14 protein-coding genes are annotated in these 16,275 nt (G+C 62.6%); all 14 read right to left on the bottom strand.

Annotated elements, in window-relative coordinates; genetic code table 11:
* Positions 1 to 30: 30 nt before the first annotated feature.
* Positions 31 to 723: a B3/4 domain-containing protein gene (locus QMO80_RS19710; RefSeq protein WP_283198002.1), complete on the bottom strand. Its 693-nt coding sequence runs from the start codon at positions 721 to 723 to the stop codon at positions 31 to 33.
* A 3-nt stretch (positions 724 to 726) separates the two neighbouring features.
* A complete protein-coding gene (locus QMO80_RS19705) occupies positions 727 to 1,626 on the bottom strand; it encodes a DMT family transporter (protein ID WP_283198001.1) in 900 nt (299 codons plus the stop codon).
* Between the two features lie 508 nt (positions 1,627 to 2,134).
* The gene (locus QMO80_RS19700) at positions 2,135 to 2,935 is read right to left on the bottom strand and encodes an AraC family transcriptional regulator (protein WP_283198000.1); all 801 of its coding nucleotides are present in this window, start codon (positions 2,933 to 2,935) and stop codon (positions 2,135 to 2,137) included.
* Between the two features lie 53 nt (positions 2,936 to 2,988).
* Positions 2,989 to 3,780 (bottom strand): APH(3') family aminoglycoside O-phosphotransferase, encoded by a 792-nt coding sequence (locus QMO80_RS19695; RefSeq protein WP_283197999.1) that lies wholly within the window; start codon positions 3,778 to 3,780, stop codon positions 2,989 to 2,991.
* A gap of 76 nt (positions 3,781 to 3,856) precedes the next feature.
* Complete coding sequence (locus tag QMO80_RS19690; RefSeq protein ID WP_283197998.1) at positions 3,857 to 4,018, bottom strand: hypothetical protein; 162 nt, start codon at positions 4,016 to 4,018, stop codon at positions 3,857 to 3,859.
* 104 nt (positions 4,019 to 4,122) lie between these two features.
* Entirely contained in the window at positions 4,123 to 5,214 is a 1,092-nt protein-coding gene (locus QMO80_RS19685) for a DUF930 domain-containing protein (protein ID WP_283197997.1), read from the bottom strand.
* Positions 5,215 to 5,250: 36 nt separating this feature from the next.
* Entirely contained in the window at positions 5,251 to 5,982 is a 732-nt protein-coding gene (locus tag QMO80_RS19680) for a DUF930 domain-containing protein (RefSeq protein ID WP_283197996.1), read from the bottom strand.
* A 178-nt stretch (positions 5,983 to 6,160) separates the two neighbouring features.
* Entirely contained in the window at positions 6,161 to 6,454 is a 294-nt protein-coding gene (locus QMO80_RS19675; protein ID WP_283197995.1) for a GYD domain-containing protein, read from the bottom strand.
* Between the two features lie 203 nt (positions 6,455 to 6,657).
* Positions 6,658 to 8,715 carry an RNA polymerase sigma factor RpoD gene (gene rpoD, locus QMO80_RS19670; RefSeq protein WP_088936493.1) on the bottom strand — a complete coding sequence of 686 codons (2,058 nt, stop codon included), beginning with the start codon at positions 8,713 to 8,715 and terminating at the stop codon, positions 6,658 to 6,660.
* 469 nt (positions 8,716 to 9,184) lie between these two features.
* On the bottom strand, positions 9,185 to 9,532 hold the full coding sequence (locus QMO80_RS19665; RefSeq protein ID WP_283197994.1) for a GFA family protein: 348 nt from the start codon (positions 9,530 to 9,532) through the stop codon (positions 9,185 to 9,187).
* Between the two features lie 10 nt (positions 9,533 to 9,542).
* The gene (tdh, locus tag QMO80_RS19660) at positions 9,543 to 10,580 is read right to left on the bottom strand and encodes an L-threonine 3-dehydrogenase (RefSeq protein WP_283197993.1); all 1,038 of its coding nucleotides are present in this window, start codon (positions 10,578 to 10,580) and stop codon (positions 9,543 to 9,545) included.
* A gap of 178 nt (positions 10,581 to 10,758) precedes the next feature.
* Positions 10,759 to 11,946: a glycine C-acetyltransferase gene (locus QMO80_RS19655; RefSeq protein WP_283197992.1), complete on the bottom strand. Its 1,188-nt coding sequence runs from the start codon at positions 11,944 to 11,946 to the stop codon at positions 10,759 to 10,761.
* Between the two features lie 97 nt (positions 11,947 to 12,043).
* Positions 12,044 to 13,909, bottom strand: a complete 1,866-nt coding sequence (gene recQ, locus QMO80_RS19650) for a DNA helicase RecQ (RefSeq protein ID WP_283197991.1) — start codon at positions 13,907 to 13,909, stop codon at positions 12,044 to 12,046.
* Positions 13,909 to 15,909 (bottom strand): DNA primase, encoded by a 2,001-nt coding sequence (gene dnaG, locus QMO80_RS19645; RefSeq protein ID WP_283197990.1) that lies wholly within the window; start codon positions 15,907 to 15,909, stop codon positions 13,909 to 13,911. Before dnaG ends, recQ begins: the two co-directional genes overlap by 1 nt.
* Positions 15,910 to 16,275: the final 366 nt, after the last annotated feature.

The raw sequence follows: 16,275 nt of genomic DNA, 5'->3' as shown, positions 1-16,275 counted from the left end.
CCGCCCCAAGCTCTTTCCTGATGACAGGCGTTAGAATTCGAAACGCGGCGATGCCAGGCTCAGCATCGCCGTTTTCGGCGCCGCCGGCCAGTGATGCGCCAGCGCCTCCGCCAGCGTTGCGACCAGCCGGCCGATATCCTCGCCGGCAGAGGCGTGCAGCGCCTCGGCAACGATCAGCGCCGAGCGCGTCGTCGGCCGTACTGCCGAAAGCCCGCTCTGCCGGTTCGTCCAACGCCGCGCATGCGCCCTCTCCGCGCCGTCCGCGAAGATCACCTCGTTTGCTTCAGGATGCTCGATTTCGCCGCCGAAGGTCAGATAGGTCTCGTGGCCGCCGGCCCGCCGAACCTCGAGATCATCAGTGATCCGTTCCGTGTCGAAGACGGCGATCGGAATGGCGAAGGCAAGCGAAATCGCATTGCAGAGATCGACGAGCGGATGCAGGCGCGGCAGGCCATGCTCCTGGCGGAAGCGGCGCAGCAGCGCTTCGGCGGCTGAGCGATATTGCGTCGGCTTCAGCCCCATGCGGGAAAAGCCGCGCCGCCACGCCTGGATTTCAGGAAATTCCCCCTCCTGCGCGGCGGCCAGCCGGGCCTCGGCAATTGCCCTGAAGCGCGCGATCGCCGTCTCGACATCGGCATCCGCATGGATAGCGTCCACATGAAGCGCGCCGGCGCGAAGCTCCGGAAACGCCTGCCATATCGCATCGGAATGACGGAACTGCATGGCCTATCTCTCTCCGGATATATTCATTGCCGCCCGGCTGCCGGCAAGGGCAAGCCCGAGCACGGCCGCCAGCACGCAGGCGATGCCGGCGATCTGGGTGAGCCCGATCGGCTCGCCGAGGATGAGGAAAGCCAGCATGACGGCGGAGACCGGCGCGACCGCAGTGAACAGCGCCGCCTCCGTGCCGCTCACCCTTGCCGCCCCGGCATACCAAAGCAGGAAGCCGCCGACCGTCGGCACCAGCGCATAATAGGCGACGGCAATGAGGGCGCTTGTGGGCATATGCTGTGCGAGTGGCGCTTCGAAAGCCGCCGGGATGACGGCGACGGCGAAGCCGATGCCGGCCATCAGCGTCGACTGGGCGAGCGGCGGAATGTCAGTCTTCAGCTTCTTGTTCAGCAGGATGAACAACCCCTCGCAGACGACGGCGCCGAAGATCAGGCCATTGCCGGCGAGCGACCCGCCGGCCGCATCCGGCGTGACGGCGATCGAAAGCACGCCTGCCGTCGCCAGCGCCACGGCAAGAAGCAGGCCGCGCCCGGGCCTTTCGCGCAGCAGCAGAATGGAAATGGCGGCCGACACCACCGGCAGCGTGCCGATGACCACGCCGGCATCGGCCGCCGAGGTCAGGCTGAGGCCGGAGATCAGCAGCGTCGTATAGCCGACGCTGCCGGCGCCGGCCTGAATGGCGAGGATCAGGCGGTCGTGCCGGGAGAGTTTCGGCAACCGCACGCCGCCTGCCCGCAGCAGCACGAGGAGGACCGGAAAAGCCAGCGCGAAGCGCAGGGCGGTGGCGGTAAATGGCGGCAGGCCGGAGGCGATGAGCTTGCTCGCAATGACTGTGCTTCCGACGGTCAGCATGGCCAGCGCCAGATAGAGATACCCTTGAACATGCCTCGACATTCACCGCCTCCTGTTGGACGCGCCGAGAAAACAGCAGGGAGTTCTCGCGGTCTTGAACGAAATTGCAGGGTATAAACAAAGAACCGAAGCGCGGCGGGTGGGTCGGCTCTCACGGCTGCGGGGCACAAGGAGGATGCCGGAGAGAGGGTGCGGCATCCTCCAATCTCCCTCATCCTGAGGCGCGCAGGCCAAAGGCCGGAGCCTCGAAGGACACGCTCGGCGCTGCGCCTTGCATCCATCAACCGCCCAGCGCACCCGCCCCGTCCTTCGAGGCCCCTGCGGGGCACCTCAGGATGAGGCTCTCTTGGGCGTCGAGCCCAAATCCTCTCCTGTTTTCGATGAAGGTGAGGAGCAGCCATTTCGCCCGCTTATCAGAAGCACGGCACCCACGATCAGCCCTCATCCTGAGGTGTGCAGGCCGCAGGCCGGAGCCTCGAAGGACGAGGGCGGGTGGCTGGCCTGGTCACGGATCGGTACTCCGCTCCGGTGACGAAGCGACCGACACCGATCAGAGAAAGGCGCCGGCATAGAGTCTGGGCGAGAGACCGTATTTGCGGACGAAGACGCGGGTCATGTGGCTCTGGTCGGCAAAGCCGCTGGCGAAGGCGGCTTCGGCAAGCGGCGTTCCCTGAGCAATCAGCCGCCGTGCGATATGGATGCGGGCCTGGACGAGATAGGCATGCGGCGTCAATCCCGTCGCCTTGGCAAAGCCGCGCAGCACCTGGAAGCGGCTGAGCCCGCTTTCCCTGGAGAGATCGGCGAGCGAGACGGCGGCAAGCGGATCGTCGTCGATCAGATCCCGGGCCGCGCGGATCGACGCCGGCACCGGCGGCCGCTCGCTGCCGCCGCGTTCGCACATGACATCGGCGAAGAGCTGCAGAAGCAGTTGCTCGCGCAGCAGCGGATCGGCCGCCCCACCGGTGACCGCACGAAACAGCGCCTCGAAGCGGGCGGCGATCGCCCTATTGCGGATGACGGGATGCGGGATTTCCGATCGCCCTGCCCCGCCGTCGCCGATCTCTCGCGACAGGCCGGCGACGATCTCGGGATCGAAATAGAGAATGCGCCACGACCGCCGCTGGCCGATCGGCGCACCGTCATGCACCTCGTTCGGATTGACCGTGATGATATCGCCGGCCGCAGCCTCCACCATGCCGCGGCCGCTCAGCGATTTCTGCGCCCCTGATGAGACGAGGCCGATGCCGAACTGCTCATGCGTGTGCCTGGAAAAACTGTGATGTGTTTCCGCTTCCACTGCTTCGACGCCCGCCAGCGCCGAGCGCAGCATCCTGAACTGGTTCTTCGCCATCGTCTGTCCGCAGGTTCGATTGCGGCCACTGTGCCAGCCGGATGGAGCAATGGCTAGAAGAACTCGTCGAGCAACTGGAAATAATGGAGCCTAGCCGGATCCGGCATCGTCAGCCCGCAACGATCGAGGAAGGGCTGCACCAGCGTCTCGCCGAAATTGTGGGCGATGCTGCGGCAGGCGAGCGCGATATCCTGATAGCGATCGGCGACGCCAAGCCGGCTGCAATCGATATAGCCGGAGAACCCTTCTGCCGAGGCGATGAAATTCGGCAGGCAGGCATCGCCATGGGTGACGACGAGATCCTCGCGGCCCGGCCTTCTGCTTTCGAGTTCGGCAAACAGCGTCTCGGCACTTTTCCCAAGCCGCGTCTCGTCGAAATCGGTCTCGTCGACGATGCCGGCCTGCATCCGCGCTTTGGCCGCCGCAATGCGGTTTTCCAGCCGGTGATCGAAGGGGCAGGATGCGATCGGCAGGCGATGCAGATCGAGAAGCGCCGCGGCCAGCAATTCCACCCGCACAAGCGGCGTCAGCATCGACGCGCTGGCGAGATCGGCGCCTGGCAGGGCGCTGATCAGCAGCCGGTTGCGCCCGCCGTCGCTTTCCCGCGCGATGACCTCGGGACAGGGCAGACCGGAGCCTTTGAGCCAGTCAAGCCTCGCTGCTTCGTCGGCAAGCTCGCCGAACGGCCCCGCCTCCTCCACCTTCAGATAAAGCGTCGGCAATCCGCCCGCTTCCAGCCGGAAGACGCTCGCGGCCGAACGGCCGAGCGCGTCGCGTTCGAACCGGTAATTGGCAAGACGCGCATCAAGTGTACGCGCCGGAAGCGGTTGATCCTGCTGGGACATCTGGGCGCCTCGTTCCGCCGGCGGGGAAACGTATTCCGATTACAGGAAGTTATGCGGCATACCGCACGCCTCCACCTCAATGAACGGTTTCGGCGGGTGCAGCTTCGAGAAGGATTTCGAACGCCTCTTCCAGAGCCGCCACCAGAATATCGGTCAGCTCGTCGCCCTTGTGTTCCAGGAACAGCGCGCTCACCGCTTCATCCTGACGCTCAAGAAAATGCTCGATCTCGCTCGACATATCATTGTCCTCTCTTCACCGTAACATCACGGCCATGAGGAGAGGCTAGATGCGGTTCCTTGCGTGTGGCTGGTTGCCGGTGAGACGCAATCCCATCGCGAGGACTAGTCACGAATATCGTATTTCGCATACTGACTGCGAGGGATCAACCCGCCGACTTCGTGGGCAAACGACACGACTTTCGACGCTCCCTCATCCAACTCGCACCGGAAACGAACGTGGTACCAGCCTTTGGCTGTGCTAAAGGCCGCATCGTCGACGTTCAGAATGCTGCCGGCTCGCAATCCAAAACTGGGCAATGAGATCGGGAAATAACGCGGCGAACCGTGAACAAGTTGGGCCTGAAGCTCGGTGGCGCAAAGCGTGGCCACTCGATTTTTACGTGGAAGGCCATTGATCGCAGTTTGTGCAAACGAACTGCCATCGTCCGTCTGTGAAAACAGCGTTTTTGCCTTGGGTAGATCGCTGTTTTTAGCAACCGTTTTAGGCGTCTCAGCGGTCTTTTCTTCAGGCGGTTTGGCCTGCTCGATCGTCGTATTGGTTTCGCCAGACACGTCTGTCGGCGGCCCATTACGCTCCGGCGAAACGTCCGCCGTCGCAACCTCAGGAAGCTTCACGTCATCTGGCAGGGGTTTTGATGGAGGCTCCTCAGTTTTAGGTTTATCGGCCGCCGCCTTTGCCGGCACCTCCGCCGTTTCGGACTCCTGCTGCGGCGGGGTTGTCGCAGGTTTGGCTTCACCTTGCGAAGAATTTCCGGTCAGCGATTTTTCGGGGCCGCTATTCTTATCGCCAAACTCAATGACCGGGCGCAGGGTCGGCATCGGCTTCGCTTGCGCGGGAGCCTTCTTAGCCGCCGGTGGTGGAGGTGGCGGAGGCGGCGGTGGTTGCTTCTTCGCCTGTTCCGGCGGCTTCGGCTCCGGCGGCTTTTCCTTGGGCTTTTCCTCCGGCTTCTTCTCCTCCGGCGGCGGAACGAGTTCGACCTTTACGCTCTCGTCTTCGGCAGGCTTCGGCTCAATTTTCGGCAGCCCGAAGATCAGAAGCGCGACAAGGGGGACATGCAGAAGTACGGACACACCGATGCCCCAGCGGATTTCAGGCCGCTGTTTTCCCGTTTCGTGCTGCGTTTCCGCCGGTGCCACGTCTTCTTCTGTCACAGCAGCGATGTGGCCTTTAAAACCGGCAGCATCAAGCCACAAAGGAAAAAAACTGCGTGATCGCGGCAGCGATAAGCGTCATTGGTCGGCGGCCCCGTCATCGGCCACCAGGTCATGCGCCTGCCATTCAGCCTGCGGAATGGCATCGCCGACGAGAAAGGCGAAGGAGGTGATCTTACCGGAGCCGGCATCGAGCCCGCATTTGAACTGGATGTTGTACCATGCCCTGTTGCTGCGCAACGCGCCGCCCCTCACCTCGACGCTGTTGCCGCTGATTTTCTCCGGCGCCATGGCATAGGGGGCGAGCAGATCGGGCCGCATATCCGGCCGCGCGCGGCGGACCTGCTCCAGCGCCTCGAGGTCGCAAAGCTGCAGACTGCGCTCGCTGCCGGCAAGGCCGCGCAGCGCTTCGCGGGCGCGCCGGCTGCGCGGATCGGCCAGCACCTTGTCGGAAAACAGCCGGCTTGCCATGACGAATTCAGCGGGCTTCGGCGCCGGCGGCGCGATCGGCGTCACCGACGGCATTGCCGCAGCAGGCGGATTGTTGACAACCGGCCTTTGGGCTGGAGGCGCTGCGGCTTCGGACTTTGCCGGCTCCGGCGATGCCGTCCTGACCGGCTCGGGCATTGTCGGTGGCCCCACCGGCTGCGGAACAATCTCCACCGAGAGACCGTCATCGGGCAATGGCAGCGGCGGCTCGGCCTTCGGCAACAGCAGCAGGAGAGCCAGGATCGCCGCGGCATGCAAAGCGAAGGACGCCGCCGCGCCCCGCTGGATCCCATCGTCCCATTTGCCCGCCGCCAGTTCCATCGGTCAGGAAGCAGCGGCCGGACGATCGGCGGCGATCGTGAAACTGGGGAGCGCTTTCATCATGAAGCTTGCCGAAAAATCGGGCCGGGAGCCCTGCCGCGGAAATTGAAGCACGGTGCGACACTGCCAGCACGGCCGAAGCCATGCAACAGATAAAATACACAATCTGTAATTGCACTCAGCCGAGCGAACCGATGAGATCCCGATAGGCAGCCTCAGGAAAGGCCTTCAGCGTCTCGGTACGGACATTCCCCGCCATGGCAAGCGACAGCGTAAAATGCGCCATCACCGCGTCATCGGGCGCCTCGCAGACGGCAACCATGTCATGCCCGCCCATCGTCAGAAAGAACTGGTTGAAAGAGCCACCGACGCCGGCGAGCAATTTCTTCGCCGCGTCCAGCCTCTTTGCCGAGTCGCGAACATTGCGGATGCCCTGATCCGTCCAATCGATCAAAAGGATGTAAGTGGTCATGTCGCACCTCCTGACGGAGGATCGGCCGACAGGTACATATCGACCTCGCTCGCGCGTCGCGATCGATCCCTTCCCCCGTGGGCCGGGATTATAGCCTTGTCACCGGGGAGGGACAAGAAAGCCGCCGCGATCATTGGTGTTAATCATCAAAGCAAAAGCCGGGCACAGGGCCCGGCTTTTCCAATCAGAACGGCATCGAAGCCTCAGCTGTCGAGGAACGAGCGCAGCTTCCTCGAGCGGCTCGGATGCTTCAGCTTGCGCAGCGCCTTCGCCTCGATCTGGCGGATACGTTCGCGGGTGACCGAGAACTGCTGGCCGACCTCTTCGAGCGTATGGTCGGTGTTCATGCCGATGCCGAAGCGCATGCGCAGCACACGTTCCTCGCGCGGCGTCAGCGAGGCGAGAACCCGGGTCGTCGTCTCGCGCAGGTTCGCCTGGATGGCGGCGTCGATCGGCAGCAGCGCGTTCTTGTCCTCGATGAAATCGCCGAGATGTGAATCCTCTTCGTCACCAACAGGGGTTTCGAGCGAGATCGGCTCCTTGGCAATCTTCAAGACCTTGCGGACCTTTTCGAGCGGCATTGCGAGCTTTTCGGCCAGTTCCTCAGGCGTCGGCTCGCGGCCGATCTCGTGCAGCATCTGGCGCGAGGTGCGGACGATCTTGTTGATCGTCTCGATCATGTGCACCGGAATGCGGATCGTGCGGGCCTGGTCGGCGATCGAACGGGTGATCGCCTGACGGATCCACCAGGTCGCATAGGTCGAGAACTTGTAGCCGCGGCGGTATTCGAACTTGTCGACCGCCTTCATCAGGCCGATATTGCCTTCCTGAATGAGGTCGAGGAACTGCAGGCCGCGGTTCGTGTACTTCTTGGCGATCGAGATGACGAGGCGAAGGTTCGCTTCGACCATCTCCTTCTTGGCGATGCGCGCTTCCCGCTCGCCCTTCTGCACCATGTGCACGATGCGGCGGAATTCCGAAATCGAAATGCCGGTCTCCGTCGCCAGATTCTGGATTTCCTGGCGGATGTCGCGGATCGTCGTGTTTTCGCCGCGGGCAAATTCCTTCCAGCCGCGGGCGGCCAGATTGCCGATCGACTTCATCCAGTTCGGATCGAGTTCGGCGCCCTGATACTGTTCCAGGAAGCTGTCGCGCTTGACGCCGTAGGATTCGGCCAGACGCAGCAGGCGGCCTTCGTTGGAAACGAGGCGCTTGTTGATGTCGTAAAGCTGCTCGACCAGGGCGTCGATGCGGTTCTGGTTGAGCGACAGAGACTTGACGGCCTTGATCAGCTCGTCCTTGAGCTCCTTGTAGCGGCGCTCCTGGGCTGAAGACAGCGTGCCGGATGCCGACAGGCGCTGCTCGACCTGCTGGTCCTGCAGCTTGCGCAGCTTCTTGTAGGTCTCGGCGATCGTATCCAGCGTCTCCATCACCTGCGGCCGAAGCTCGGCTTCCATCGCCGCCAGCGAAAGGTTGGATTCGTCCTCGTCCTCTTCCTCCTCCTCGGGAGGCAGGCCCTCGCCGCCGACATCGGTGATGTCGTCGTCGCCGGAGCGGGCGCGGCGGGTCTTTTCCTTTTCCTCGGCGGCCTTGCGGTCGGCCTCGATCTTCTCGGGGCTCTGGAACTGCGGCGCAGCCTTGGCTTCGGGGCCGGAATAGGTGGTTTCGAGATCGATGATCTCGCGCAGCAGCGTCGTGCCTTCGTTGAGTTCGTCGCGCCAGATGATGATCGCCTGGAAGGTCAGCGGGCTCTCGCAGAGGCCTGCGATCATCGTTTCGCGGCCGGCCTCGATGCGCTTGGCGATGGCGATTTCGCCCTCGCGGGAAAGCAGCTCCACCGAGCCCATCTCGCGCAGATACATGCGCACCGGGTCATCGGTACGGTCGGTCGGTTCTTTCTTCTTGGCGGTTGCGAGCGCTGTGCCGCTCGACGGCGCGAGCTCGCCGCCCTCGCTCTCCTCGTCGCCGCCGGCGTCGTCGTCATCGCCGCCGCCGGATGCACCGGCTTCCTCGGCTTCTTCATCTTCGATGACATTGATGCCCATGTCCGAGAGCATCGACATCGTGTCTTCGATCTGCTCGGACGTCACTTCTTCGGACGGCAGGACCGCATTGAGCTCGTCCATCGTCACATAGCCGCGCTTCTTGGCGGCCTTGATCATCTTCTTGACCGCGTCGTCGGAAAGATCGAGAAGAGGGCCGTCGCTTGCGCCGTCGCGTTCGACTTCCGCGTCTTCGTTCTCTTTGACCTTGGTTGCCATTTATATCGTCGCCTTCCTGACGCTATCCAATCTCGCTACGGTGAATGGGCCGTCTCAGGGCCTGACGCGTCGCTCGCGCCGCCCTCGAATCACCTTTGCCCACCTAACGGGATGACATTTAAAGCCTGATTAACCACGATCGCCGGCACCGGACAGCAAAGCTTTTTTGCTTTTGGATTTCCGGCCATGGTTGCGCGATCCGCCTTGACCCAGTTCACCGTTTCAACAAGTCGAACGGTGATTCCCACATTTTTTGTTCTCGTCAAGCTTTTCTACCAAAAAAGCTCACGAAAGCTCGGAAAAAGCCTTATCCACAGGCTTTGAACCGCGGCAGCGATTGCGAAGCCTTATTTAAGATGCGGCGAACAAAAGACAAGGGCAGCAAAGATTTTGCCCGTAACGCCCGTTGTTCGCGGCATTTTTACAAACCTATCGTTGCTCTATTCGCCTTTATCAGCACGAATATTGGCTACTTTGCCTCGCCATCATAGGCCGTCACCTTCAACGCGCCGAGATCGACCGCGGGAATGCAGCGCAGATTGACCGACGCCATCGCCGAGCCATTCGGGGCTACGCCTTCGCCGAACGGCGCGATGCCGCACTTGGCGCAGAAATGATGCCGGATGACATGCCGGTTGAAAGTATAGGTCGAGAGATCCTCTTCGGGCGTCTTCAGCACCAGCTTGTCGCGCGACACGAAGGCCAGAAGCCCGCCCCGCCGGCGGCAGAGCGAACAGTTGCAGTCCAGCGCCTCGGTGAATTCGCCTTCGACCTCGAAAGCGACCTTGCCGCAATGGCAGCTTCCTTCATAAAGCATGTCTTCCTCCTCACATCCAATCCATCACGACCTTGCCGGAGTTGCCCGAGCGCATCGCCTCGAAGCCGTCGCGGAAATCGTCGATGCCGATGCGATGAGTGATGATCGGCGCAAGGTCAAGGCCGCCCTGGACGAAGGCGATCATTTTGTACCAGGTCTCGAACATCTCGCGGCCATAGATGCCCTTGAGATTGAGCATCTTGAAGATCACCTTGTTCCAGTCGATCTCGAAACCGGCCGGCGCGATGCCGAGAATGGCGATCTTGCCGCCATTGTTCATCTTGTCGATCATGTCGCGGAAGGCGGGTGCGGCCCCCGACATTTCCAGCCCGACGTCGAAACCCTCCGTCATGCCGATCGTTTTCATCACGTCGGCAAGATTTTCCCGCGAAGCGTCGACGACGTGGTCGATGCCGAGCTTGCGCGCCAGCGCCAGCCGGTGCGGATTGATATCGGTGATGACGACCTTGCGGGCGCCGGACCGTTTGGCGACGAGCGCCCCCATGATGCCGATCGGCCCGGCGCCGGTGACCAGCACGTCCTCGCCGACGAGATCGAAGGAAAGTGCGGTATGCACCGCATTGCCGAACGGATCGAAGATCGCGGCGATCTCATCGGAAATATCCTCCGGGATCGCCACGACATTGCTTTCGGGGATGCAGACGAACTCGCCGAACGAGCCCGGCCGGTTGACGCCGACGCCGAGCGTGTTGCGGCAGAGATGCCCCCTGCCCGCCCGGCAGTTGCGGCACTTGCCGCAGACGATATGGCCCTCGCCGGAAACCCGCTCGCCGACATGATAGCGGGTGACCGCCGAACCGATCTCGGCGATCTCGCCCGAGAATTCATGGCCGACGACCATCGGCACCGGAATGGTCTTCTGCGCCCACTGGTCCCAGTTCCAGATATGCACGTCGGTGCCGCAGATCGCCGATTTCCTCACCCGGATCAGCACGTCGTTCGGCCCGACCTCCGGCACCGGCACATTCTCCATCCAGAGCCCGACTTCTGCTTTCGATTTGACCAGTGCCTTCATCATGTTCGACATATCTGTATCCCTTGGTCAGTGCCTGTCTCGGCCCCTCATCCGCCTGCCGGCACCTTCTCCCCGCCCGCGGGGAGAAGGGGATATGCCGCACCGGCTTCGCCAACCCTCGACGCCGCGTTTGGCACGTCCCCTCGCCCCGTTTACGGGGAGAGGGTTAGGGTGAGGGGCAGCCCCATTCTCAAATCACACCCAATTCCCGCCCTGCCTCGGCAAAAGCCGCAATCGCCCGCTCGACATCCTGACGCGAATGCGCCGCCGACATCTGCGTGCGGATACGGGCCTGGCCTTTCGGCACGACCGGGAAGGAGAAGCCGATCACATAGATCCCCTTCTTCAGCATCAACCCGGCCATGTCCTGGGCGAGCTTGGCATCCCCCAGCATGACAGGAATGATCGGATGGCCTTCGCCGGCAAGGGTGAAGCCGAGTTTGGTCATCTCGCTGCGAAAGAGATCGGCATTGTCGGACAGGCGCTTGCGCAAAGCATCACCGTTTTCGATGAGGTCGAAGACTTTAAGCGAGGCAGCGGCGATAACAGGTGCCAGGGTATTCGAGAACAGATAGGGCCGCGAGCGCTGCCGCAGCCATTCGACGACCTCGGCTTTCGCCGATGTATAACCGCCCGAGGCGCCGCCGAGCGCCTTGCCGAGGGTGCCGGTGATGATGTCGATCCGGCCCTCGACACCGCAATGTTCGGGTGAGCCGCGGCCGTTCCTGCCGACGAAACCGACCGCATGGCTGTCATCGACCATGACCATGGCGCCGTATTTCTCGGCGAGATCGCAGACGCCGCCCAAATTGGCGATGATGCCGTCCATCGAGAAGACGCCGTCGGTGGCGATCAGCTTGAAGCGGCTGCCTTCGGCCTTCTTCAATTCCTCGTCGAGCGCCGCCATGTCGTTGTTGGCGTAGCGGAAGCGTTTGGCCTTGGACAGCCTGACGCCGTCAATGATCGAGGCGTGGTTCAGCGCATCCGAGATGATCGCATCTTCTTCGGAGAGCAGCGTTTCGAACAGGCCGCCATTGGCATCGAAGCAGGAGGAATAGAGGATCGTGTCTTCCATGCCGAGGAAGGAGGAGATACGAGCCTCGAGCTGCTTGTGCTCTTCCTGGGTGCCGCAGATGAAGCGCACCGAGGCCATGCCGTAGCCGTAGCGGTCGAGCGCCTGTTTGCCGGCCTCGGCCAGTTCCTCGTTGTCGGCAAGGCCGAGATAGTTGTTGGCGCAGAAATTCAGCACCCGCTCGCCGGTCGAAATGGCAATTTCGCCTGCCTGCTTGGAACTGATGATACGCTCGGATTTATAGAGGCCGGCATCCTTCAGCGCCGAAATTTCGGTCCTGAGATGGGAGAGAAATGGCGAGGTCATGGGCGGCCCTTCCTGATGTTTTTTATAGCTTCCGGGTTAGCATATCGCCATCGGCTTGTCTTGTTCAGCGCTGGACCGAGGACATCGGCCGGCCCATTCAGCCGTCCTGGGCCAGGATGATCTCCAGGAACGCATCGCCATAACGCTCGAGCTTCGCCTGCCCGACGCCCGATATGGCAAGCAGCTCCTTGCGGCTCCTCGGCTTCTCCGTGGCAAAGGCGATCAGCGTCGTATCGGGAAAGACGACATAGGGCGGCACGCCGAGCGATTTGGCGATCGCCATGCGTTCGGCCCGCAGCGCTTCGAACAGAGCGCCGTCGGCGCCCGACAGTCCCGACTTGCGCTCGCTGCGCTCCGCCTTCTTCGTGCGCCGTTCGGAGGCCGGACGGTCCTTGCGGAAGAACACCTGCCGCTCGTGCTTGAAGACGGCGCGCGCCTCCGGCTCCAGCTTCAGCGCCCCGTAAGCCTCATGATCGACCCGGACCAACCCCATGGCAAGCAGCTGGCGGTAGACGGATTGCCAGGTGCGCGAGGCAATATCCTTGCCGACGCCGAAAACCGGCATATCGACATGGCCGAAACGCTCGGTCTTTTCGTTGACGTAGCCGACAAGCACGTCGATGACGTGGCCGGCGCCGAAACGCTCGCCGGTGCGGTAGATTGCGGCGAGCGCCTTGATCGCCGCTTCCGTACCCTCCCAGGTCTCGACCGGCTTCAGGCAGGTGTCGCAATTGCCGCATTGGCCGGCATGCGCCTCGCCGAAATGGGCCAGGATCGCCTGGCGGCGGCAGGAGGCGGTCTCGCAGATCGCCAGCAAGGCGTTGAGCTTGGCGCGCTCGACCCGCTTGATCTCAGCTGCGGCGCCGCCCTCGTCGATCATCCGGCCGCGCTGGATGACATCGGCCATGCCATAGGCCATCCAGACCTCGGACGGCAGGCCGTCGCGGCCGGCACGCCCGGTCTCCTGGTAGTAGGCCTCGACGGAGCCCGGCAGGTCGAGATGGGCGACATACCGTACGTTCGGCTTGTCGATGCCCATGCCGAAGGCGACGGTGGCGACCAGGCAGAGGTTTTCCTCTTTCAGGAAAGCATCCTGATTGGCGTCGCGAACCGCCCGGTCCATGCCGGCATGGTAGGCAAGCGCGCGCACGCCCTGGCCGTTCAGCCAGTCGGCCGTATCCTCGACCTTGGCGCGCGACAGGCAATAGACGATGCCGCTGTTTCCCTTGTGGCCGGACAGGAAGCGCAACAGCTGCTGGCGCGGCTGGTCGCGCTCGACGATTTCGTAAGCGATATTAGGACGGTCGAAGCTGGTGGTGAAGATCCGGGCAGCGTCGAGCCCCAGCCGCTCGATGATGTCGTCGCGCGTATGCGGATCGGCCGTTGCCGTCAGCGCCATCCTCGGCACGCCGGGATATTGCTCGCCAAGCTGGCCGAGCGCGCGATATTCCGGGCGGAAATCATGGCCCCATTGCGAGACGCAATGCGCCTCGTCGATGGCAAACAGCGCGATCTTCTCGTTGGCGATCAGTTCGCGGAAGCCGTCGGTCAGGATGCGCTCGGGTGTGACGTAGAGAAGATCGAGCCGGCCGGCCGAAAGCGCGCGGCGAACCTCGACGAATTCCTCGCGCGACAGCGACGAATTGAGCGCGGCGGCGCGGATCCCGAGCTGCTTCATCGCCTCCACCTGATCGCGCATCAGCGCAATCAGCGGCGAAACGACGATGCCGACACCGTCACGGCAAAGCGCCGGGATCTGGAAGCAGAGCGATTTGCCGGCGCCTGTGGGGAAGAGCACCACGGCATCGCCGCCTGACACCACATGTTCGACCACCTGCTGCTGCTTGCCGCGGAAGGAGGAATAGCCATAGACCTGCTTGAGAATATCGAGCGGTGCGCGGCCGGCCGAAAACAGCGCATCGGAGGCGGAAAAGCCCGGTTCGTTCCGTTCGGTCTGCGGCATCAGTGGTTCGCCGCCCCTTTGACGCGGCCGGAAAGCACGCCGAAGCCGTCGATGATCGCCTCCTGGTTCTCAAGCCGCACACCTTCGAAATGCACTTCCTGCTGCGCCCGCATCAGCTGAACGATTGCCTCACCGTCGCCGGCCTCGGTCGCCAGCGCAATCTCGCGTTCGAGCTCCATCTTCTGCCGGCGCAGCGCCTTTGCCCGTTTGTGGAAGGCGAGTGCCTGGCGATAACCTTCACGCGCATCCTCCATCGCCGCCTCCTCGGTTGCCGTCCAGAGTCTGGCATTGCGCACCTGTTGGTCGAGGCTCTTGATCAGCGGACCGAAGCCTTCGAATTCCAGCCTCTCGGTCAGATATTCGCGCGTCAGATGCGGCCCGGCGACGGCAGCCGCCGCCCCAAGCACAGCCGACCAGAGCTGCTTCAACTCGCGGCTGTCATAATCGATCGCGGCGATCTCGTCATAATCGTCGATCATCAGCGACGGATGATTGACGATGGTGAGCGCCAGCACGCTTTCGCGCAGCGCCGTATTGTCCCGGTGGCCGCGCACCGGGCCTGAGCGGGCGAGCCGGTCGGAAATGAGGCTGGGGCTTTTCGGCCCTGCCTTGACAGCATTGTCGCGGCCCGTCCGGGAATTGCCGCTGAAACCGCGGCGCTCGCCATTGTTGCGATTCTGGAACTGCGGCTGGAAGAAAGCGTTCAGCCGGTCGCGAATGTCCTGTTGGTAATGACGGCGCACATTCTCGTCAGCGATGACGGCGACCAGTTGCTTCAGCCGCGCCTCGAGCTCGGCGCGCGCCTCGGGCGTGTCGAACTTGCCGGTGTTGATCTCCCGGCTCCACAGCATCTCCGAAAGCGGCTTTGCCTGGCTCATCACCTTGTCGAACGGCGCGCGGCCCTCATCGCGCACGAGATCATCAGGGTCCTTGCCATCCGGCAGAAGCGCGAAGCGGACGGAACGGCCGGGCTTCAGATGCGGCAGCGCCAGTTCGGCGGCGCGATTGGCGGCGCGGATGCCGGCACTGTCGCCGTCGAAGCAGAGCACCGGCTGCGGCACCATCTTCCAGAGCAGCTCGAGCTGGTTTTCGGTGAGCGCCGTGCCGAGCGGCGCCACCGCATTCTCAATGCCCGCCTGATAGAGCGCGATCACGTCCATATAGCCTTCGACGGCGATGATGGTGCCGCCGGCATTCTCGTCCTGAGCATCGCCGCGGCCCGGCCCCTGGATAGCGCGGCGCGCGCGGGCGAAATTATAAAGGACATTGCCCTTGTGGAAGAGTTCCGTCTCGTTGGAATTCAGATATTTCGCCGGCGCATCCGATGACATGGCGCGGCCGCCGAAGGCGATCACCTTTTCGCGCGACGAGAGGATCGGGAACATGATGCGGTCGCGGAAGCGATCGTAGGACACCGGCACGTTTTCATGAACAACCAGGCCGCAAGCCTCGATCTGCTCTTTGGTGACGCCCTTGCCGGCGAGGAATTCCTTCAGCGCATTGCGGCTGTCAGGCGCATAGCCGAGACGGAAGGTCTCGATGGTGCGCCCGGTCAGCCCGCGGTCGCGCAGATAGGCGCGCGCCCTCGCCCCATTCGCCGTCTGCAATTGATCCTGGAAAAATTGTGTCGCCATTTCCATGACGTCGATCAGCGAGCCGCGTTCCTTCTCGCGCTTCTCCATCACAGGATCGGCAAGCGGCATCGGAACGCCGGCCATATCGGCGATCTGCTGGACCGCCTCGGGAAAGCTTAGGCCCTCAAGCTCGGTGAGGAAGCGGAAGTGGTCACCGGTGACGCCGCAGCCGAAGCAGTGATAGCGGCCCTTCCGGTCCTCGCAGTGGAAGCTCGGGGATTTCTCGCCGTGAAACGGGCAGCAGGCCCAGTAATCGCCGCGCGACACATTGGTCTTGCGCTTATCCCAGCTGACACGGCGCGCAATCACGTTCGAAATCGGAACGCGGTCACGAATATCATCGAGAAAAGTGTTGGAAAAGCGCATTTATACCTCTTGGCCAGCCTCCATATAAGCTGCTTTGCCGCTTCATGCCACGAAACTTGTCACGAAAACCCGCTATTCACAGGCAAGTGCAGCCGTCCTTAGGGGCGTCGGTTATCCAATCAAAAACGCGTTATCGCCCCCTGCGACAGGGTGCGACACTATTGTCTTTCAAGCGTTGAAATTCAACCATCGCAAATGTCTCGGCATGAGTACTGGCCTTTGATGAAGCGAAGTTAAACCGTTTTAAAACAGATACTTATCACCTGCGTCGATGGCCCAGCCTTATCCTGGCGACGCCACGCGAGCCATCGCTTCGAAGCCTCCAAAAACGACGTTTTCGGCAATCATTATTTTTTTGTAATTTGA

Source organism: Rhizobium sp. BT03, from assembly GCF_030053155.1.
Classification (GTDB): Bacteria; Pseudomonadota; Alphaproteobacteria; order Rhizobiales; family Rhizobiaceae; genus Rhizobium.
Note: the sequence above shows the minus strand (reverse complement) of the source record. Positions and strands in the feature narration are given on the sequence as shown.